At 69.7% G+C, this 20,480-nt stretch carries 15 protein-coding genes; 8 read left to right on the plus strand and 7 right to left on the minus strand.

Features of this window, described 5'->3' with window-relative positions; genetic code table 11:
* Positions 1-965 precede the first annotated feature (965 nt).
* Positions 966-1,946 (plus strand): DUF559 domain-containing protein, encoded by a 981-nt coding sequence (locus tag ABZU53_RS14960; protein WP_355066343.1) that lies wholly within the window; start codon positions 966-968, stop codon positions 1,944-1,946.
* Positions 1,947-1,949: 3 nt separating this feature from the next.
* Here ABZU53_RS14960 and ABZU53_RS14965 read toward each other — a convergent pair whose 3' ends face one another.
* Together ABZU53_RS14965 and ABZU53_RS14970 are read right to left on the minus strand one after the other, a co-directional pair.
* Positions 1,950-2,750, minus strand: a complete 801-nt coding sequence (locus ABZU53_RS14965; protein ID WP_355066345.1) for an SAM-dependent methyltransferase — start codon at positions 2,748-2,750, stop codon at positions 1,950-1,952.
* Positions 2,751-2,887: 137 nt separating this feature from the next.
* Complete coding sequence (locus ABZU53_RS14970; protein ID WP_355066347.1) at positions 2,888-4,954, minus strand: cellulose binding domain-containing protein; 2,067 nt, start codon at positions 4,952-4,954, stop codon at positions 2,888-2,890.
* A gap of 524 nt (positions 4,955-5,478) precedes the next feature.
* On the opposite strand from ABZU53_RS14970, the gene ABZU53_RS14975 reads away from it, so the two are divergent.
* The 5 genes from ABZU53_RS14975 to ABZU53_RS14995 all read left to right on the plus strand — a co-directional run bounded on the left by ABZU53_RS14975 (position 5,479) and on the right by ABZU53_RS14995 (position 12,387).
* Positions 5,479-6,819 carry a PHB depolymerase family esterase gene (locus ABZU53_RS14975; protein ID WP_355066349.1) on the plus strand — a complete coding sequence of 447 codons (1,341 nt, stop codon included), beginning with the start codon at positions 5,479-5,481 and terminating at the stop codon, positions 6,817-6,819.
* Between the two features lie 281 nt (positions 6,820-7,100).
* Positions 7,101-9,239: a hypothetical protein gene (locus ABZU53_RS14980; protein WP_355066350.1), complete on the plus strand. Its 2,139-nt coding sequence runs from the start codon at positions 7,101-7,103 to the stop codon at positions 9,237-9,239.
* A 4-nt stretch (positions 9,240-9,243) separates the two neighbouring features.
* A complete protein-coding gene (locus ABZU53_RS14985; RefSeq protein WP_355066352.1) occupies positions 9,244-9,927 on the plus strand; it encodes an HAD hydrolase-like protein in 684 nt (227 codons plus the stop codon).
* A gap of 220 nt (positions 9,928-10,147) precedes the next feature.
* The gene (locus tag ABZU53_RS14990; protein WP_355066354.1) at positions 10,148-11,590 is read left to right on the plus strand and encodes a B12-binding domain-containing radical SAM protein; all 1,443 of its coding nucleotides are present in this window, start codon (positions 10,148-10,150) and stop codon (positions 11,588-11,590) included.
* Between the two features lie 164 nt (positions 11,591-11,754).
* Positions 11,755-12,387 (plus strand): ElyC/SanA/YdcF family protein, encoded by a 633-nt coding sequence (locus ABZU53_RS14995; RefSeq protein WP_355066356.1) that lies wholly within the window; start codon positions 11,755-11,757, stop codon positions 12,385-12,387.
* 53 nt (positions 12,388-12,440) lie between these two features.
* On the opposite strand, the gene ABZU53_RS15000 is transcribed toward ABZU53_RS14995, so the two are convergent.
* From ABZU53_RS15000 to ABZU53_RS15015, 4 genes are read right to left on the minus strand one after another with little or no spacing between them, the layout of a single operon-like run.
* On the minus strand, positions 12,441-13,457 hold the full coding sequence (locus ABZU53_RS15000) for a LacI family DNA-binding transcriptional regulator (protein WP_355066358.1): 1,017 nt from the start codon (positions 13,455-13,457) through the stop codon (positions 12,441-12,443).
* A gap of 54 nt (positions 13,458-13,511) precedes the next feature.
* The gene (locus tag ABZU53_RS15005) at positions 13,512-14,351 is read right to left on the minus strand and encodes a carbohydrate ABC transporter permease (RefSeq protein WP_355066360.1); all 840 of its coding nucleotides are present in this window, start codon (positions 14,349-14,351) and stop codon (positions 13,512-13,514) included.
* Positions 14,348-15,346, minus strand: a complete 999-nt coding sequence (locus tag ABZU53_RS15010) for a sugar ABC transporter permease (RefSeq protein ID WP_354855703.1) — start codon at positions 15,344-15,346, stop codon at positions 14,348-14,350. The genes ABZU53_RS15005 and ABZU53_RS15010 overlap by 4 nt, the downstream gene beginning before the upstream one ends.
* A gap of 52 nt (positions 15,347-15,398) precedes the next feature.
* Positions 15,399-16,694 (minus strand): extracellular solute-binding protein, encoded by a 1,296-nt coding sequence (locus tag ABZU53_RS15015; protein ID WP_355066361.1) that lies wholly within the window; start codon positions 16,692-16,694, stop codon positions 15,399-15,401.
* Positions 16,695-16,944: 250 nt separating this feature from the next.
* Here ABZU53_RS15015 and ABZU53_RS15020 point away from each other — a divergent pair, with 250 nt between their 5' ends.
* Positions 16,945-18,570, plus strand: coding sequence for a glycoside hydrolase family 43 protein (locus ABZU53_RS15020; protein ID WP_355066363.1), 1,626 nt, complete (start codon positions 16,945-16,947; stop codon positions 18,568-18,570).
* Between the two features lie 33 nt (positions 18,571-18,603).
* Here the strand turns inward: ABZU53_RS15020 and ABZU53_RS15025 are convergent, their stop codons facing one another.
* On the minus strand, positions 18,604-19,482 hold the full coding sequence (locus ABZU53_RS15025) for a dihydrodipicolinate synthase family protein (RefSeq protein ID WP_355066365.1): 879 nt from the start codon (positions 19,480-19,482) through the stop codon (positions 18,604-18,606).
* A 70-nt stretch (positions 19,483-19,552) separates the two neighbouring features.
* Between ABZU53_RS15025 and ABZU53_RS15030 the strand changes: the two genes are divergently transcribed.
* On the plus strand, positions 19,553-20,449 hold the full coding sequence (locus ABZU53_RS15030) for a LysR family transcriptional regulator (protein ID WP_355066367.1): 897 nt from the start codon (positions 19,553-19,555) through the stop codon (positions 20,447-20,449).
* The last annotated feature ends 31 nt before the right edge of the window (positions 20,450-20,480 follow it).

The raw sequence follows: 20,480 nt of genomic DNA on the forward strand, positions 1-20,480 counted from the left end.
CCGCCTGCCACCCCACCCCGAACGACCGCGCCACCCCCGACCGCCACCCCACCGCGGACCGCCACCCCACCCCGGACCGGCACTCCACCCCGGACCGCCACCCCATCCCCGACGCCCGCGCTATCCCGGACCGCCACCCCACCCCGGACCGCCGCGCCGCCCAAGCCCATTGCGGTACCCGTCACCGCACCGCCGCGCCCGACCACCACACCGTCCCGGCCCACGGCACCGCCGCGTCGTGCTGCTCGGCGCCCGGCAATGCGCGGTCCGGTGCGGGTCGGCTGATGCCCCGGCGTGCTCACGACCATCAGCCGGCCCGCCCGACGTGGCGCTGCGGCACCTGCGGAATCGCCTGGCCCTGCTCGGCCGCCAAGCTCCGCCTCCTCGCGACCTACCGGCTTGATCGCCCGGCCCTGCTGGCCCACCTGGCGGCGCTTCAGGCGGAGGCCGCCGCCCACCTCACTGCCCTCAATCCGGATAAACCACCCACAAACCTGACCGACCGCTTCACCACCTGGGCCTCCCCCCGCTAGCCACACCCCTCCTCCCGCCCGAATCCCTGCAGATCTTGGACAGTTTCCGTTAGCTGCTAACGGAAACTGTCCAAGATCTGCACGGGCGACAGCAACGGAGCGCGCGGCAACGCCGCGCACGGCCGCACGGCGCAGGGCCGGACGGCGCACGACACGCGACACGCGGCGGACGGCGCACGACACGCGACGGACGCCGAACGGCAACGCGGCCACGGCGCACGGCGCACGGCACGCGACACGCGACACGCGACACGCGGCGGACGCCGAACGGCAGCGCGGAGCGGCAGCACGGCAACGCGGCAACGCCGCAACGCCGCAACGACAGCGGCGGCAGCAGCAAGCGGCAGCGGCAGCAACGAGGGCTGTACGCCAGCGGCAGAACTGTCCGCCATGTGATGGCGCGGCACCAACCAGGTGGGAAGGCTCGACGGGATGTTGCCTCCTGATGACGCTGACGCACTCGACTGGCTCGCCTTCGAGCAGGCGGGTGTGCTGACGACCGCGCAGCTCTCCGGGCTCGTCACCGAGGGGACGGTCCGGGGCCGGATTCGCTCCGGACGCTGGCGGTCGGTCTGTCAGGGGATCGTGCTGGCCGGTAATGGTCGACTCACCCGCGACCAGCAACTGTGGGTGGCGGTGCTTGCGGCCGGTCCGGGAGCGGTCCTGGCCGGGGTGACCGCGGCTGCCGAGGCGGGCGTACGGGGACTGCGGCGCGAACCACTGCACGTGCTGGTGCCGGCCGAGCGTCGCGCCGCGCGGACCGCCCTGCGTCGGCTGCCCATCGACATGCCCGCGGTGCTGGTCCATCGCACGTCGGTGCTGCCGGACGGGCATGTTCAGCTCGCCCGTCCGCCGCGTACGACGACGGCCCGCGCCCTGGTGGACGCGGCCGGGTGGGCGGGCGGCGTCGACGAGGCGCAGGGGTTGTTGGCCGCCGGATGCCAGCAGCGTCGCGTGCTACCCGAGGAACTGGATGCCGTGCTCGACGTCCTGCCCCGGGCACCTCGCCGACGGCTGATCCGGCAGGCCGTCGCCGACATCGCCGGCGGTGCGCAGGCGCTTTCCGAGATCAATTTTGTACGGCTGTGCCGGCGGCACCGGCTGCCCGCGCCGGACCTGCAACGACACCGCGTCGACGCGGCGGGCCGCAACCGCTGGTTGGACGCGTACTGGCACGAGTGGCGGGTGCAGGTGGAGATCGACGGCGCGCACCACATGGACGCCCGGCAGTGGGCGGCGGACATGCGCCGGCAGAACGACGTATGGACCAGCGGTGACCGTATCCTGCGCTTCCCCGCCTGGCTGGTCCGCGCCCGCCCCGACGAGGTCGCCGACACCGTTCGACGGGCGCTGGTCGCGGCCGGCTGGAGCCCGACCGGCGCGGCGCGACGGTCGCCGGAACAAGCCCGATGATGCCTACGGTTTGCGGGCCACGCCGCTGTAGCCGGTGCGGGCCACCTCGGCGTCGACGGTGGCGGGCGGCTCGGGGTACGGCCACATGTTGACCAGACCGGGCGACTCGAAAACGAAATCGCCGAAGAACCGGGTGACGCCGGCGTGGTCGCGCGGCACGAACGGCGTGTTCGCGCGGGCGTAGATCGCCGAGATGCGGGCCATCAGGTCGGGGTGCACGTCGGTGCTGGCGTGGGACAGCGCGAGGTAGCTGCCCGGGGCGAGCGCGTCGCGGTAGGTCGCCACGATGCGGTGCGGGACCTGCTCGTCGGGCACCAGGTGCAGCACGAACATCATGAGGACCGCGACCGGGCTGTCGAAGTCGATGGCGGCGGCGATCTCCGGATGGGAAAGCACCTCGGCGGGTCGGCACAGGTCGGCCTGCACGACCGACACCGTCGCCGCGTCGGCGAGCAGGGCACGCCCGTGGGCGCACACCACCGGGTCGTTGTCGACGTAGACGACGCGTACGCCCGGGTCGATGCGGTGGGCGATCTCGTGCACGTTGTCCCGGGTCGGCAGCCCGGAACCGAGGTCCAGGATCTGCCGGACGCCCTTCTCCTCGACGAGGTGGCGGACCGTACGGGCGATCAGGTCGCGGCCCTGCCGGGCGGCCTCGGGCATCCACGGCGCGACCTGCAACACCATCTCGGCGGCGGCCCGGTCGGCGGCGAAGTTGTCCTTGCCGCCGAGGTAGTAGTCGAACATCCGCGCCGCGTTCGGCCGGTCGGTCTGCAGGCTCAGCCTGGGCTCCGACTGCGTCATGGCCGACCACCTCTCCCCGCCGAGCCCGCAGCATACCGTCCACGATGGTCGATCACGGACCCCCGGAGTCGGCACGAGCGTGATGCCTGTGGGTCATCTGGACAACTCACAGGCATCACGATCGTCGACGGGCGCGGTCAGCCGCTCGCGCAGATGGCGCCGTTGAGGGTGAACGCGGTGGGGAGCACGTTCGGCCCGCTGTACGCGCCGACGAACCCGGCGCTGACGGTGGCGCCGGCGGCGATCTGCCGGTTGTCGTCGGTCGGGGTGACGCGCACGGCCCTGCCGACCTGCTCCCAGGTGGCGCTCCAGCCACTGCTCACCTGCTGCCACCCGGTCGGCCAGGTCCAGGTGAGCGTCCAGCCGGTGATGGGTTTCGTCCCGTTGTTGGTGATCTCGACGCCCCCGATGTAGCCGTTGCCCCAGTCGTTGCTGGCGGTGAAGCGGACCGTGCACGCGCTGGTCGCCGGGCTGCCGGTGGCGAACGTCAACGGCGGTGAGGCCCACGACACCCGGCCGGCCGTGTCACGGGCCAGCACGTTGACTGTGTACCTGCTGCCCGGCACCAGGTTGCCGACCGTGAACGACGTCGTCGCCGTCTCGCCGAACTGCTCGCTGACCGCGCCGTTCTGCCGGTACACCTCGTACTTGGCGATCGGGCTGCTGCCGGCGGTGGCCGCCGGCCAGGTGATCGTCGCGCCCCGGTCGGTGACGCCGCTGGCGGTGGGCTGGCCCGGGGCCGACGGCCGCCCGGCGGTCGCGCCGGCCGGGCGCAGCACGAGCGTCGTCAACGAGTACGGCGGCAGCGTCCGGCTGGTCGCCGAGCCGGACTGGCCGGTGGCGATGCCCGTCGCGCCGTTGGTGAGGGTGGACACCGTCGGCGCGGCTGTCGACGGTGTGAACCCGGCGTAGTCGATGGCGACGTCGTGGGCCGCGTCCGGGTCCTTGTTGATCAGCAGCACGGCCAGGTCGCCGTTGCCCCGTCGAACGGCGTGCGCGCTGACCAGTGGCTCGTCGGTGCCGGCGCGGATGAACTGGTCGCCGGTCTTCGCGAAGAGCTTCATCATCGTCAGCGCGTGGTACGGGGCGAACGGCGTGTTCAGCGGCGGCTCGCACACCGAGCCGTCTGCGGTGCAGGTGCCGCTGGACAGCATGCCGAAGTCGCCGTAGTCGGTCTGGCCCGCCACCTCGCTCACTGTGCCGATGCCGTTGTGCACGTTCCACCACTGGGCGGTGAACACGCCGTTCTCCAGCAGCCCGCTGTACGCGTCGGCGAGGAACAGCGCCCCGGGCTGGGTGTTCTGGCCGGCGCCGACGTTCAGCTCGGTGAAGCTGATGCCGATCCGGTCGGCGTTCGGGCCCGCGTACCGGCTGAGCTGCTGCCGGAGCAGGTACGTCGCGTCGGGGAGCTGGTTGGTGCGGGTCAGCGACTCGGCGGCGGTTCCACCCGGGTACCAGTGCACGTCCACGAAGTCGATCTTCGGGCCGGCGAGGGAGAGCACGGTCTGGTTCCAGGAGCCCGGGTCGCCGCCGGCGGTGATCCCGTCCGGCCAGTTGCCCGGCATGGTCAGCACCGCGCCGACCCTGATGCTCGGGTCGACCGCCTTCATCGCGTCGGCGTACTCGATCACCAGCCGCGCGTACTGGCTGGCGCTCTTGTCCGGGTGGTCGTCCGCCTCCCAGGCCGACCCGTAGAGCCCGTTGCCGTAGTTCTCGTTGCCGATCGTCCAGTACTTTGCGCCGTACCCCTTGGTCACGTTGGCGTAGCGCACCCAGTCGGCGGCCTCGGACGGCGTACCGGTGCCGTAGTTCGCGATGATCATCGGTTGGGCGCCGACCCGCCTGACCGCCGCCATGAACGTGTCGAAGTCGGTGTTCGGGGCGACGTACCCGCCGGGCGCGGTGTGGTCCTTCCAGTGGTAGATGTCGGCGTACGAGCCGCCGGGATAGCGCATCATCTGCACGCCGGCGTCGCGCAGCAGGTCCGACGTCTCGGCGGTGCCCAGGTTCTGGTCCCAGATGGCGTGGTTGACGCCCAACGCGGTGTCGGACACCCGCGCCAGCCCGGCGCGGGCGTTCACGGTCACGCCGACGGCGTCGGGGGCGGCCGCCGCCATCGCTGTCGGAGGGTGGATGCCGGAGAGTGCGCTCGCGGCGAGCAGCACGCCCGCCAGGAGCGCCGCGCGGCGGTTCGGTATCTGCATGGCTGGGTTCCTTCGGGAAACGACAGTGAGTCACCCGGCCGGCAGAAAGCGGCGCGGCGGCGGGCGGACTCGTGGACGGACAGGCCCCGGCGCCCCATCGCTCAATCCCCGTCCCCCGGGATCCGTGGTCCGGTCCCGGCTGCCCAGTGGACGGGCGTCAGCCCCGCGCGTAGCAGGTTATCGACGGCCAAGAATGTCATGGTCGAATCGGGGATCTCAAGGGGACCCGCCCGAAGCAGGCGCTCCCACGACTGAAATGACGTCATACGTTACGTCTTGACGAACGACATGTTATCGCTCACAGTCGATGCGAGACGCCCAGCGTCAACGGCTCACCGGGAGAGCCGTCGCTGGTCAGGACGCCCGCCGGCAGGCGGACGTCGCGACCGGACCGGTCAACAGCCCGCGGGTGACGCGCGGTGGACTCCGCGCGCCCGCGTGGTTCGTCGTGCCGATGACCGGTCCGGGCCTTCTCCCCGCACACCCCCACCGCCACCGCTGCACCCACTGTGGAGGAACCGCCGATGAGAACAAGGCTCGCGCTGCTGGCCGCCGGGTTGGCGACGGCTCTGGCGACGATGACGGCCGTGGTCACGCTCGCCACCCCGGCGTCGGCCGCGACGCTCACCCAGGTGAGCAACTTCGGCACCAACCCGACGAACCTGCAGATGCACCTGTACGTGCCGGACCGGGTCGCGGCCCGCCCGGCGCTGCTCCTCGCGCTGCACTACTGCACGGGCAGCGGCCCGGCCGTGCACACCGGTTTCGGCCTCAGCTCCCTGGCCGACCGCTACGGCTTCATCGTGATCTACCCGTCGGTCACCCGCAGCAGCAAATGCTGGGACGTCTCCTCCCCGCAGGCCCTGCGCCGCGACGGCGGCAGCGACCCCGTCGGCCTGAAGTCCATGCTGGACTACGTCCGCAGCCGCTACCCGGTCGACCCGACCCGGATCGCCGTGGGCGGTTTCTCCTCCGGCGCCATGATGACCAACGTCATGCTCGGCCTCTACCCGGACGTGTTCAACGCCGGCTTCAGCTCCTCCGGAGTCCCGTTCGGCTGCTTCGCCACCACCAACGGCGCCGAGTGGAACAGCGAATGCTCCGGCGGACGCATCACCAAAACCCCGCAGCAGTGGGGCGACCTCGTGCGCAACGCCTACCCCGGCTACACCGGCGCCCGCCCCCGCGTCCAGATCTGGCACGGCACCACGGACACCACGCTGAGCTACGTCAACTTCGGCGAGCAGATCAAACAGTGGACCAACGTGCTGGGCGTCTCGCAGACCCCCAGCTACACCGACTACCCCCAGACGAGCGCCACCCGCACCCGCTACGGAGGCACCGGCCCCACCGCCCCGGTCGAGGCGATCAGCTTCCAGGGCTACGGCCACTCGATCCCGTTCGACGCCGCCCAGGCCATCCGCTTCCTCGGCTTCGACACCACCAACCCCAACCCCACCACCCCGCCGCCGGGCGGCACGGCGGCGCCGCTGCGCAACGTCAACGCCGGCCGGTGCCTGGACGTCCCGTCCCGGTCGCAGACGAACGGCACCCAGGTGGCGTTGTGGGACTGCAACGGCGGCACCAACCAGCAGTGGACGTCGACGACCGGCAGGCAACTCCAGGTGTACGGCACCAAGTGCCTGGACGCCGAGGGTGCCGGGACGTCCTCCGGGACTCGGGTGATCATCTGGGACTGCAACGGCGGTGCCAACCAGCAGTGGAACCTCGGAACCGACGGCACGGTCACCGGAGTCCAGTCGGGCCTGTGCCTCACCCCGAACTCCGCCGGCACCGCCAACGGCAGCCCGGTGGTCCTCTCGACCTGCAACGGCGGGACCAGCCAGAGGTGGACCAGAAGCTGATGCGGTAGCCCGATCGATCGGTGCTACCGGCGACGATGCGGCCCGGCCCGGGAGTCTTCCGGAGCCGGGCCGCGATTCCGCTCCAGACGGCCAGCCAGTGGGGCTCGGCCCCGTCGTGGCTCTCCACGGATCGCTGGGCAGCCAGCTTGGAAGACGGGCGTTAGCCTGGAGTCAGGCCATGGTCACGGTCCGTCAACAAGCGGGAAACGGTTGGCGGCCGCGCCGAACATCCGACCACCACCGACTGGTGATGAGGGATGCGCATGATGAGGACGCCGCGGATGGTGGTGGCAATCGCGGTCACCGGCGTCCTCTCAGCCGCGACAGTGCTCACCGGGCTGATCACCAACGAGGCGTCGGCCCAGCAGCGGTGGCCCGGCTGGCTGGAGTTGGTCCGCACCCACCCGTGGCACTCACTCGGCGTACTGGCACTGCTCTTGGTCGGGCTAACCGTCGTCCTGACGGTGTTGCCGGACGGCGGAACGAAAACCCCGAGTCACCCGGACCTGGCGGACGCCGAGACCGCGCCACCGGCACCGCCGCCGTCCACAGTTGTCGAGTCCGCTGAACAGGAAGCGCCGGTGGACGACCGACGCGAGGAACAACGGATCCGACTGAGACGCCTCTCTACGGGACTGGTCAGCCGTCTCGGTCGGAGACGGACCGCATACCCCCTTGATCTGAGCCTCGCCGAGCTGCATCGGTTGGACCTGTTCGTGCCCGGCCGAATGACCCGGTATCACGAGCGAGGCCCAGAAGTGGGCGAGCATGCCGTGGCGGCACTGATGGCCCCTCTCCACCAGGGCGAGTCGGTGCTTCTGCTCGGCGAGCCCGGGTCCGGAAAGAGCCTCTCGCTCTACGGCGCGGCGCTCGAACTACAACAAGCCGGCCTGATACCCATTCCGCTGCGCGCGCTTGACGCTGTGGAGGTCCTCGACCGTTTGCAGCAGGCAGGACTCGACCCGACGGCAGCGACGGACGCGGTGGTGCTTGTCGATGGCCTGGACGAGGCGAGTGAATTGGCCGGCGACGGGCCGCTCACCGTCGCACTGCTGCAACTGCTCCAACACGCCCCGGCGCTTGTCACCTCCCGCACCAGGGAATACGAGGAATGGATCGCCTTCGAGACCACCGCGATCAGCTTCGACGAGGTGTTCGTGCTCAAGGGCTGGTCGGCGGAGACCGAGTTCGCGGACTATCTGATCCGACTGCAACGGCAGGGGCTGATCGCCGATCCCGATCTCTACCGGACCGTGGTCGACTCGGAGCGGTTGACGAGACTCGTAGAGCGTCCGCTCTACGCCCGGATGCTCACCTTCATCGGCCATGACGCCGCAACGCGGATCAGCAGTGCAAGTAATCTCTATGGCGAGTATCTCAACCGGCTGAGCCGTACAACCGACTTCGCGGTGCGCAGCACCCACCCCGCGTGGGCCGGCCAGTCGCTGTCGGTCTGGCAGACGGCGGCCTGGCTCGTGCACGCACGCGAACTGCCGGCGGACGCCATACCGATGGCCGACCTGCACGCCGCTCTCGCAACCAGCCGCGGACGCGGGGCCGAAATCAGAGCACTCGACCAGGTGATCGACCGGCGCACTCTCCACGGCACCGAAGTCGGCGAGTTCCTGCACTACTCGTTCTACGAATACCTGCTGGCCCGACACATTCGCGACCGGCTGCTCGCCGTGCTCTCCCCCGAGCAGGCTGTGACGTTGCTGCGTCGCGACCTGACGAGAGAGGTCCGCCACCACTTGATCGGTCAGCTGCAGGAGCTGGCCGACCACCGGCTCGGCGAACGGCTTTCCCAGCTGTACCGGCATCTGCGTGATGAACCAGGTCTCGACACGGGTGACCGGCTGACGGTCTGCAACCTGCTGGTCTACTTGATCTCGCGGACCAGTCCGGCGGCTCCTGAGCAGCTGACCGCACTGCTGCAGCGAGAGCGAGACGAGTTCCTGTTGAGCTCGATTCTGTGGGCGTTGTGCCACCACGAGTCGGACTCGGCGCTGTCACGGTTCTTCTACCTGCTGCAGTACGACTCGGCGTTCCGGGCCTGCAGCCGCGGCTACGTCCTCTACTACTACGGCGACGTGAGGGCAGGCCGCCCACCCTTCCTGGATCTGCCGCCCTACCCGCCGCACGAACGCACGACGACCCGAGTGTTGGCGATGTTCGAGAGCACCACCTTCCAGGCAATCCCCCCGCAACGCCGCTACGTCGACCTGTACACCTTCATGGACATCTATCTGGTGCGGCATGAGAGTATCGGTGGCCGTTCCCTGTCGACGCTCCGCGCGGCCACCACTGCGTTGTCCGGCCAAGGGCTGACGTCGGCGATGGAAGAGAAGCTGTCCGAGATGTTGCAGGCGATCTCCCGTCGGCCCATTGCGGACGGAAGCTCGACGTCGTTTGCGGGATGAGCAGATGACACTACGCGACCACGGGAAGGGCGAACTCGTGAAACTCTTTGTCTGGGATCTGCACGGCGTACTGGAGCAGGGCAACGATCGAGCCGTGATCGACATCTCCAACGAGGTGCTCGCCACCTTCGGATACGAGCAAAGATTCGGGTACGAGGACGGCCGCCGCCTGTACGGCCACAAGTGGTACGAATACTTTGACTTCCTCCTGCCCAACGAGACGCACCACCGGCACCTGGAGCTGCAGGACGCGTGCTTCACCCTCTCCGAGGAGCGGCCTGACCTGCAGTATCACTGGATGAAACCGACTCCACATGTCACCGACGTACTGGACGCCATAGCCATCCAGCACCAGCAGATCGTCATCTCCAACACCCGCCCCGGCACCCTCGACATGTTCCTCAAACTGCTGGAACTCGCGGACTATTTCCTGCCGGGGCGGGCGTTCGCTGTGGACCAGCATGTCCTGGACGTGAAGACCACCAAGAGGGATGTTCTCGCCGGGTACCTCGTCGGCCAACAGGCCTTCGAGGAGATCGTGATCATCGGAGACTCGGCGAGCGACATGCGATTGGCAGAGGTGGCCGGGGGGACGACCTACCTCTTCGCCCATCCCGACTTTGCATTTCGCAACTGCAGCGCGGACTTCCGAATCAGGGACCTTCGCGAGGTTCTCCATCGCATATAGACCACCTCCAATCGCACTGCCTAAACTGTGAGCAATCAATGCCTCACGGAGTGCGAGGTCGCCAATGGCATCACCTCGAGTTGTCCGGTCGTCTTCATCCCACACGCCACCACCGTTCTGCGACGCGTTGATCGTCGTACCGCCACCGTCTCCATCGGACACCAACCCTCCGCTGGGCCCGGCGATCCTCGCGACCGTCGCCGCACGTCACGGCCTTAACGTGGAGGTCCTGGATCTCAACATTCTCTTACTCAACCGGTTCGGCAATCAGGCTGGCACCCTCCGCAGCACACTGGGCGACCACGGCAAGGACCGGTCGAGCGTGGCGGCCGCCGCGCGATGGCTCTTCGCCCACACGGGTCTGCGTGGTACGCCTCCGCTGCATCTGCCCGACACCGCCGATCCAGTGGCGGGGATGCACTACCCAACCGATGCGATCACGGCCGCCGTGACGGCCGCCGCCGCCGAGCCGGAGCCATGGCGGACGTGGCTCGAACAGCAGCTCCAAGCTTCGTGCGACACCCCACCCGCGGTGGTGGGCGTGTCCCTGATGGGGCCGTCCCAGGTCTTCGTCGGTCTGCTCGTACTGCGGGTGGTCAAGGAGATCTGGCCCGGCACGACGACCATGCTCGGTGGCAGTCACGTAACCCTGTTGGGAGATCGGATTCACCGTGACAACGGCATCCGGGACCTGGTCGACCTTGTGCTGGCCGGTCACTGTGAAGACGAGTTTGTGGCGACTCTGGTCCGACTCAGCCCTCGCGGCATCCGGCGACCGCTGCTACCAGCGCAAACTCCAGCAGACGCTCCGTTCGAGTATCTACCCACGTTCCACGCCCGCCAGCTCGCTCTCTACGACCGCCGTTCGCTGACGCTGCCGGTCCAGTTCTCCCGAGGGTGTTCCTACGGGCGATGCACCTTCTGCACCTACCCGGTCGTCGAACGGCAGGTCACCGCCCTCGCCCCAGATGCCGCGACCCGGACGATCAGCGCGCTCGTCCGGGCCCACGACGTCCGCCGCTTCTCCTTGAAGGACTCTCTGTTCACAGCGCCGATGCTGCGCACCCTGGCCGAGGCGTTGCGCCACGAGCCGGTGACTGGACTGCGATGGAGCGCAACGACGAAGGCCAGTCGGGCACTGCTTCCGCTGGCCTCATTCCTGGCCGACTCCGGACTCGCCACGCTGGAGATCGGCGTGGAGACGATCAGCCCGGCTGGTCAGCGGCTGTTCGACAAGCGAGCCGATCCCGCGATGCTTGAGGAACTGATCCTGGCGCTGGCGGAGGCGGGTATCACCGTCGTGACGAACTTGATCTTTGGCTTTCCAGGAGAGCAGGAGCAGGAGGCGCAGGCACAACTGGCGTGGTTGCTCCGCCTACAGGCGGCGGCGCCCGCTGACCGGGTCGACTGCTCGTTGAACATGCTGGAGATGGTCCGCGGCGCGCCGATGGTCTCTCACCCCCCGCCAGGAGTCGAACTGCGCGGGGTTGCTCCCTGGGCGTTCAGCTATGACTGGAATGCGCCTACGTGGCGCCGTGACTTCGTTGCCACTCTGGAGCGGGTGGAACGCGCACGCGGCACGACGTCACCGATGGTCGGCACGGCAACGCACGCTCGCGAGCAGGTTGCAAGCTCAGCTGCGGCACATCGGATGCTCGCGTAGTCGGAGCAGCACGTCGAGGAGCACGACCTCGGCTGAAGGTGACCGCCCCGACCCGACCGCCATGAGCGAAGCCCGAATACTCTCGCGGCATCCGGGGACGACTCGGAGCGGCCAGGCGGTGGTGCACGGAGTATCGACGGTTCGTCCGTCGTACCCTCTTCGGGTTGGTGGTGGGCGCGGTGCTGCTGACCGGCGGCACGGTCGCCAGCGTGACGTGGGTCCGCGGCGCCGCGGACGGCCACCTCTACGACGAGGCCCAGGTGCCGGCGGCGCCGGTCGCCCTGGTCCTCGGCACCAAGGTGGACGCCGACGGTACGCCGTCACCCTTTCTCGCGGCCCGTCTGGAGATCGCGCGGCGGCTCATCGACCGGGGCAAGGTGACCGCGATCCTGGTGTCCGGCGACAACATGAACGCCGACTACAACGAGCCGGAAGCGATGCTGCGCTGGTTGGTCGACCGGGGTGTGCCGGCACGCAAGGTCGTGCTGGACTACGCCGGCTTCGACACGTACGACTCCTGCGCGCGGGCCCGGCAGATCTTCGGCGTGCAACGGGCGACGGTCGTGACCCAGTCGTTCCATCTGCCCCGGGCCGTGGCGTTGTGTCGGCGCCTCGGCATCGACGCTCAGGGGGTGGGCGACGACAGCGCGAAGCGGTATTCCCGGACGTGGCGGTTCGGTTCCCTGCGCGAGAACGGCGCCTGCCTGAAGGCCGCGGTGGACGTGTTGTCCGGCCGGGAGCCCGCTCACCTCGGTCGCCGCGAGACCGGTGTCGACGACGCCCTGCGCGACGCCTGAGCGCAGGAGGCGTACCGAAAAAGTACCGCGACGGTCGCGCGGGCCCGGCAAGGTCAGCGGGGCGGGCTGGCGCTGTCGCGGACGACGAGTTCGGTGGCGAGTTCGATGCGCGGGCTCTCGGTCTTCTCGCCTCCGGCAAGGCGCAGCACGGTTCGGGCGGCCAGCATGCCCATCTCGGCCAGTGGCTGGCGGACCGTGGTCAGCGGTGGGGAGCACCAGCGGACCTCCGGCAGGTCGTCGAAGCCGACCACGCTGATGTCGTCGGGCACCCGCAGGCCGCTTTTGCGGACGGCCTCGTAGACGCCGAGCGCCATCTGGTCACTGGAGGCGAAGATGGCGGTGGGTGGGTCGGGCAGGGCCAGTAGTTGCGTACCCGAGGTGAAGCCGGCCTCGTGGTAGAAGTTGCCGGGCCGGATGAGGGTGTCGTCGACGGCGATGCCGGCGGCGCCGAGCGCCGCGCGGTACCCGTCCATCCGGGCCCGGCTGCACATCAGGTGTGGTGGTCCGGCGATGAAGCCGATGCGGCGGTGGCCGAGGCCGAGCAGGTACTGGTTGGCGCTCAGGCTGCCCGCCCAGTTGGTGGCGCCGATGGTGGGCGACTCCTGCGGGTCGACACCGGCGGGGTCGATGATGACCACTGGCAGGTGCAGCCGGCGCAGCTCCGCCTGCAACGGTGGGTTCACCATCGAGGTCACGAAGATGACGCCCTCGGTGGATCGGGTGCGCATGTTGTCCAGCCACTGCTTGGCCGAGGAGATGCGCCAGTGGATGGCGGAGACGACGGTGCCGACGCCACTGGCACGGGCGACGTCCTCCACCCCACGGATGATCTCCACGGCCCACGGGCTGTCCAGGTCGTTGAAGACCAGGTCGATCAGTGCGGCCTCGGTCCGCCGGGCCTGGGTGCGACGGCGGTAACCGTGGTGGTTGAGCAGCCGCTCGACGCGCTCCCGGGTCTCGGGAGCGACGTCGGAGCGACCGTTGATGACCCGGGAGACCGTGGGCACGGACACACCGGCCAGTCGCGCGATCATCGCGATGGTGACGTTTCGGCCGTTGTCGGAGCCCACGGTCCGCTCCTTTGTTCGGCGGGACGCTTCAGCTGGGTTGGCGATCCGGTGTCGTCACCCCTTGACGCTGCCGGTCAGGCCGCCGATGAGTTGGCGTTCGGCCACGGCGTAGAAGCCCAGGGCCGGAATCATGGACAGGACGACGTAGGCGAGCACCCGGGCGGTGTCGTCGGCGTACTGGCCCTGGAACGCCTGGACCCCGACGGGGAGCGTCCACCAACTCTGGTCGCTGAAGACGACCAGCGGGAGCATGAAGTTGTTCCAGCTCGTCACGACCGCCAGCACCGAGACGGTGGCCAGGGCGGGACGGGCCATCGGCAGCAGGACCCGCCAGAAGAACCCGAAGGAACCGCAGCCGTCGAGGACGGCGGCCTCCTCCACCTCGGCGGGGATGGTCCGGAAGAACTGGCGCAGGATGATGATGGTGATCGGCAGCCCGAACGCGGCCTGGGGCAGGATGACACCGAGGGGGTTGTCCAGCAGGCCCAGGCCGCGGAGCAGGACGAACAGCGGCAGGATCGCCACCGCGAACGGGAACATCAGGCCGATCGCGAACAGGGTGACCAGGAACTCGCGGCCCCGGAAGGCGTAGCGGGCGAAGACGAACGCCGCCATCGCCGCCGCGCCGACCACGATGACGGTGCTGGTGACGGCGATGAGCAGGCTGTTGCCGAGCTGTCGCCAGAACACGCCGGAGGCGAAGAGGTCGGTGTAGTTCTGCGGCACCCACGGGTCGGGCAGGCCCAGTGGGTTGGTCGACAGTTGACCGTTGTCCTTGAAGCCGCCGATCACACCGAACCAGACCGGCACGACGATGAGCGCGCCGACGCCGATGCAGATGAGGTGCAGGACGAGGCTGCGGGTCCGCTGGGCGCGACTGGTCGTGGCGGTCATCGCTGGCCTCCCTGGTTGGTGATGGCGCCCGCGGTGTCCCGACGCAGGACGATGCGCTGGTAGAACAGGGCGAAGACGAGGCTCAGCAGGAACATGACGATGCTGATCGCGCTGGCGTAGCCGACCTCGAAGCGGCGGAAGCCGTACTGGTACATCGTGACGGCCATGGTCTCCGAGGTGTGGATCGGGCCACCGCCGGTCAGCACCCAGACCATGTCGAACAGTTGGATGGTGCCGATGACCGACAGGAAGATGCTGATGCGGATCGTCGGGCCGAGCAGGGGCAGGGTGACGTGCCGGAACGCCTGCCAGGCGGTGGCGCCGTCGGTGACCGCGGCCTCGGACAGCTCCTTCGGGATGCCCTGACGGGCGGCCAGGAAGAGCATCATGTAGAGGCCGAAGTACTTCCAGGACACCACCAGGAAGACGGCGAACAGCACGGTGTCGGGGTCGGCGAAGACGGCGCCCGCGTCGGCGCCCAACCAGCGCGAGACCGACTCCCCCAGGCCCCGGTTTGGCGAGAACACCAGGGTGAACAGGACGGCCGTGGTGACCTCGGAGAGCACGTACGGGGCGAAGAAGATCAGCCGGTACGCGGCCCGGCCGCGCAACGGCTGGTTGAGGAGCATGGCCAGGGCCAGCGCCGCGGGCAGTTGCACGGCGAGGGAGAGCAGCACGAGCACGAGGCCACGCCACAGGTCGCCCCGGAAGGTCGGATCGCCGAAGGCTCGGGTGTAGTTGTCCAGCCCGACGAAGTTCTCCGGCAGCCCGAAGCCGTTCCACTTGTAGAGGCTGGCGTAGCCGGCCACCAGGATGGGCGCGATCACCAGCAGCAGGAACAGCGCCAGGGCGGGCGCCAGGAAGACGGCGAGGACGCCACCCCGCCCCGGCCGGGGCTGGCGGCCACGCTGTCGCGTGGTGCCCGGCCCCGGTGCCGGCGGATCGGTCGCCGTGTCGCCGCGCCTCGTGTCCGACACGGTCGATGGCCTGGTCATGCCTGCTCCACTCGGGTTCTATCGCCGGCTACGGATGGATACGGGGTCACGGTCAGACGGTCTTCGCCACCTGCGTGATGTCCTTGAGGATCGCCGCGGGCTGCTTCTTGCCGGCGATGATCTCGGCGACGCTGTCGTTGATCTGCTGCCCGAGCGCGGGCGCGTACGCCTGGTCGAGGTAGAGCTGGAAACCGGTGTTCTTGGCCAGGGTCTCCGCGACGACCTTGTTGTTGGCGTCGGTGATGGCGTCGGTGGCGTCCTTCACCGTGGGCAGCACCGCGCCGGTCTTCGCGGAACGACGCTGGTTGTCGACGCTCAGCAGGAACTTCAGGAAGTCGATGGTGGCGGCCGGCGCGTCCTTGCCGACGGCGAAGCCGTTGCCACCGCCGAAGACCTCGGTGGCGGTGCCCTTGCCGCCGTCCACGGCGGGGAACGGGAAGAAGCCCAGCTTGTCGCCGAGGCCCTTCTTGCTTGTGGAGCTGGACGCCTGCACCGCCGGCGCCCACTGCCCCATCAGCTCCATGGCCGCACCGCCGTTGCCCATCGTGGCGGCCTGCCCGTCCGGGGAGCCGTACTCGGCTCCCAGGAAACCCTTCTGGAAGGGCTGCAGGTCGACGAGTTCCTTGAGCCGCTCACCCGCGGCGACCAGGTCGGGGGTGTCGAAGTTCTTGTCATCGACGGCCTTCTGCAGCGCGCCGACGCCGCCGATGCGCATGGCCAGGTAGGACCAGTAGAAGTGGGCCGGCCACTTGTCCTTGCCGGCGATGGCGACCGGGGTGATGCCGGCGGTCTTGAGCTTGCGGACCGCGTCGAGAACACCCGTCCAGGTGGTGGGCGGCTCGGTGATGCCGGCGCGGGCGAAGAGGTCCTTGTTGTACCAGAACCCGACCATGCCGATGTCGAACGGGATGCCGTAGATCTTGCCGTCGATCGTGTACGGCTGCATGGCGGCGGGCAGGATGCCGCTGACCAGATCCTTCACGTCGTCGGTGAGGTCCTTGACCAGGCCCGCGTCGACCTGCTGCTTGAGCACGCCGCCGCCCCAGGACTGGAAGAGGTCCGGCGGGTCGCCGGCCTGGGTGGCGGTGGTCAGCTTGGCCTTGAACGCCTCGTTCTCCAGCGGCTGGATGGTGAACGTGACGTTGCTGTGCGCGGTCTTGTACTCGTTGGCCATCGCGGCCCACACCGGCAGCATCGGCTCGGTGTTCTGGATGTGCCACCAGTTGATGGTCTGCGGGGCGTTCGGGTCGCTGGACTTCTCGTCGCCACTACAGGCGCTCAGCAGGTAGGCGCCGGCGCCGGCGCCGGCCAGGCCGAGCAGCGATCGGCGGGAAAGGTGCGCTGTCATGATCCATCCCTTCGGGGGACTCACGGGGTGCTCGGACGCCGGCCGAGCCGGCAAGGGTTCGAACCTGGATCTCCGGAACTTTCATTGCTTCGTCGGTATTACCGATCGATGGCCGGGACGCTACGAGCAGTTCCCCCAGCGGTCAAGACCCCTGTCCTATCGCGATAAGACCGGCTACCGTACGAGGGGCTTCCAGTGATCTGGTCCCCGCAAGTTTCCGGAAGTTTCATAGCCGCACAGAGGAGCCCCCGTGTCGACCGACACCGCTGACGTGGCGACCGCTGCCTGGTCGATCCGCAACCCCGTCCTCGCCGGGTTCCACCCGGATCCGTCGATCCTGCGCGTCGGCGACGACTTCTACCTGGCCACCTCGACGTTCGAGTGGTATCCGGGGGTTCGCGTGCACCACTCCCGCGACCTCGTCAACTGGCGCCCGTTGGGCGGGATCATCACCGACCGCCGCCTGCTCGACCTTCGTGGCTGCGGCGACTCCAACGGTGTGTGGGCGCCCGACCTGACGTACCAGGATGGGGAGTTCCACCTCGTCTACAGCGACGTCGCCAGCTTCGCCAGCGGCTACTGGGATCCGCAGAACTTCCTGATCACCGCGCCCGACATCGCCGGCCCCTGGTCGGATCCGGTGAAACTGCACGGGCGCGGCTTCGACGCCTCCCTGTTCCACGACGACGACGGCACCAGCTGGCTGCTGAGCATGAGCGCCGACTGGCGACCCGGCCGCGACCGCTTCGGTGGCATCGAGATCCAGCAGTACGACCGAGCGGCGCGTCGTCTCGTCGACCGGCCCCGCATGCTCTTCACCGGCACACCGGTCGGGGTCACCGAGGGCCCGCACCTGTACCGCCACGACGGCTGGTACTGGTTGATCACCGCCGAGGGCGGCACGAGCTGGGAGCACCAGGTCACCGTGGCACGCTCGCGGGAGTTGTTCGGTCCGTACGAAGTGGACCCGGAGGGGCCGTTGCTCACCTCCGTCGGTCGGCCGGACCTGCGGTTGCAGAAGGCCGGTCACGGCAGCCTGGTCCAGACCCCGGACGGCGGGTGGTATCTGGCCCACCTGGTCGGCCGTCCCTACTCCCCGCTGGGCAACTGTGTGCTGGGCCGGGAGACGGCGATCCAGCGAGTCGAGTGGCCGTCGGGCGGTTGGCCCCGGATTTCCGGAGGGGTGCCCGCCGAGGAGGTCGCCGCTCCCGACCTGTCCCCGCATCCGTGGCCCCAGGAGCCCGCCACCGACGACTTCGACGCCGCCGAGCTGGGTTCCTGCTGGTCGACGCTGCGCCGGCCGGCCACCGCGGACTGGGTCGACCTGACGTCCCGCCCCTCGCACCTGCGGGTCCACGGTGGGCAGTCGCCGGTGGGTCGACAGGCGCCGAGCCTGGTCGCGCGACGGGTCGGGGCGACGCACTGCTCGCTGGAGACCGTGGTCGAGTTCGACCCGGTCGACCACCGTCAGCTCGCCGGGATCACCGCGTACTACAACACCCTCAACTGGCATCACCTCTACCTGACCCGGGCCGACGACGGGCGTACGGTGCTGGAGCTGCTCAGCTCGGACAACGGGCGGCGCACCCCGTACCCCGAGCTGACCGTCGATGCCAGCGGTGTCGACCGGGTCGGTCTGCGGGCGGTGTTCGACGGGCCCGTGGTGCGCTTCGACTACGACCTCGGCGCGGGCTGGCAGCGGCTGCCGATCGACCTGGACGCGACCATCCTGTCCGACGAGCACGCCGCCCTGATCATCGACGGGGAGCCGGCGGCGTGGGGCTTCACCGGGGCGTTCGTCGGCCTGTGGGTGCAGGATCTCGGCGGCGACGGGGTGTACGCCGACTTCGACCGGGCCACCTACCGGGAGCACTGACCACGCGGACGCGGCGCGGCGGGCGCCGTCCGGTCACCTCGACGCGCTCGTCAGCTCGTCCAGGCGCCGGAGCGCCCGCCGCGCGGCGTCCGGACCGGCGGGCAGCAGCGGCAGCCGTACGGCGGCCGTCGGGATGCGACCCCGCGCGTGGAGCACCGACTTGATCACTGTCGGGTTTGGTTCGGCGAACAGCGCCGCGGACAGGCCCGCGAGCCGATGGCCGAGCGCCCGCCCCCGCACGAGGTCCCCGGCCTGCCAGTGCGCGACCAGCTGGACGAAGTCCGCGGCGGCGACCTGGGCCGAGGCCGCGATCGCGCCGTGCGCGCCGAGGGCGAGCAGCGGCGAGATGAGCGGGTCCTCCCCACCGAGTACGGCGAAGCCGGGCCGGATGTCGGCGAGGAAGTCGACGGTGTCCCCGTCGATCCCCCCGGTGGCGTACTTGATGCCGATGACGCCGGGCAGGCCGGCGAGCTGCCGAAGGTCGTCCGGGCCGAACTGCTGCCCCGTGCGGTACGGGACGTGGTAGACGACCAGCGGCACCGGGCTGGTCTGGGCGAGGTGGGCGAAGTGGGCGAGCACTCCCGCGCCGCCCGGCCGCAGGAACGGGGGCACCAGGCAGAGCGCCGCTGTCACCTCGGGCCGGTCGGCCAGGGCGCGCAACGCCTCGACGCTGTTGGCGCCGACGAGCAGGTGCGCGCGGCGCGCACGGCAGACCGCGGACAGGACGTCGAGCACCGTGCCGCGCTCGTCGTCGCTGAGGGCGGCCGGCTCCCCCGTCGTGCCGAGCGCGACCACACCGGCCGCGCCGGCGTCCAGGGCATCGTTCGCGAGGGCCGTCAGCGCGTCGACGGCGATGTCCCCCGCGAGGTCGAACGGCGTGATGAGCGGAACGTACAGGCCGGTCAGGGTCATGCCTCCACTCTCGGCTGACCGACCGGGAAGGTCCAGTTCCGATTGCTCCACCTATCCGTAAGCTGAGCTGATGCTTGACGTCCGTCGCCTGGTCCTGCTGCGGGACCTGGCCCGCCTCGGCACCATCGCCGCGGTCGCCCAGGCGCACGCCTACACGCCGTCCGCCGTCTCGCAGCAACTGGCCGCCCTGCAACGGGAGGCGGGCACCCGGTTGCTGGAGCGCACCGGACGCCGGGTCAGCCTCACGTCGACCGCCACCGCGCTCGTGCAGCACACCGAGGTCGTTCTCGCCGCGCTGGAAGCCGCCGACGCCACCCTGGCGGCCGCCCGAACCGGTCTGCGCGCGAGCGTCCGCATCGGGGCCTTCCCCAGCGCCGTACGCACCCTGCTGCCGGCAGCCCTGGCCACCCTGGCCCGCGACCATCCCGCGCTCGACCTCATGATCAGCGAGCTGGACCCGGTCGACATGCCGGCCGCCCTGCGGAGCCGACGGCTCGACGTCGCTCTGCTGCACGACTACGACATCGCGCCGACCCCACCCGACCCGACGGTGGACTCGATCGCCCTGCTGGAGGAGACCGTCTTCCTCGCCGTGCCCGGCAACACCGCCGACAACACCGCCGCCGAGCCGATCAGCGCAGCACGCGACGCGCAGTGGATCCTCGGCAGTCCCGGCACGCTCTGCCACTCGGTCGCCCTGCACGCCTGCCAGCTGGCCGGCTTCACTCCGGCGGTGCGGCATCACGCCGATGATTTCACCGCCATGCTCGCTCTCGTCGCCGCCGGTCAGGGCGTCGCTCTCATTCCACAGCTCGCCATCGCCCAGCCCTCCCCGCAGGTCCGGCTCCTGCCGCTGGCCATGCGCCGCCGCACGCGCGTCGCCTACCGCAGGGGCGCGGGTGGCCACCCCGCGGTGGTCGCGTGCGTCTCCGCGCTGCGCAGCGCCACCACCGCCTTCCTCGATTGATCCTGATCGTCGCCGATGTGGCAGTTGATCG

Origin of the sequence: Micromonospora sp. NPDC005194, from assembly GCF_040608335.1 — a bacterium.
In the GTDB taxonomy this organism is placed as follows: domain Bacteria; phylum Actinomycetota; class Actinomycetes; order Mycobacteriales; family Micromonosporaceae; genus Micromonospora.

Bases quoted from the DNA above. Each gene is read 5' to 3' on its own strand.
- ABZU53_RS15005 (WP_355066360.1), bottom strand. From the start codon at position 14,351: ATGACCGCCACGACCAGTCGCGCCCAGCGGACCCGCAGCCTCGTCCTG.
- ABZU53_RS14960 (WP_355066343.1), top strand. From the start codon at position 966: ATGTTGCCTCCTGATGACGCTGACGCACTCGACTGGCTCGCCTTCGAG.
- ABZU53_RS14985 (WP_355066352.1), top strand. From the start codon at position 9,244: ATGACACTACGCGACCACGGGAAGGGCGAACTCGTGAAACTCTTTGTC.
- ABZU53_RS15010 (WP_354855703.1), bottom strand. From the start codon at position 15,346: ATGACCAGGCCATCGACCGTGTCGGACACGAGGCGCGGCGACACGGCG.
- ABZU53_RS15030 (WP_355066367.1), top strand. From the start codon at position 19,553: ATGCTTGACGTCCGTCGCCTGGTCCTGCTGCGGGACCTGGCCCGCCTC.
- ABZU53_RS14970 (WP_355066347.1), bottom strand. From the start codon at position 4,954: ATGCAGATACCGAACCGCCGCGCGGCGCTCCTGGCGGGCGTGCTGCTC.
- ABZU53_RS15025 (WP_355066365.1), bottom strand. From the start codon at position 19,482: ATGACCCTGACCGGCCTGTACGTTCCGCTCATCACGCCGTTCGACCTC.
- ABZU53_RS14980 (WP_355066350.1), top strand. From the start codon at position 7,101: ATGGTGGTGGCAATCGCGGTCACCGGCGTCCTCTCAGCCGCGACAGTG.
- ABZU53_RS14965 (WP_355066345.1), bottom strand. From the start codon at position 2,750: ATGACGCAGTCGGAGCCCAGGCTGAGCCTGCAGACCGACCGGCCGAAC.
- ABZU53_RS14975 (WP_355066349.1), top strand. From the start codon at position 5,479: ATGAGAACAAGGCTCGCGCTGCTGGCCGCCGGGTTGGCGACGGCTCTG.
- ABZU53_RS15015 (WP_355066361.1), bottom strand. From the start codon at position 16,694: ATGACAGCGCACCTTTCCCGCCGATCGCTGCTCGGCCTGGCCGGCGCC.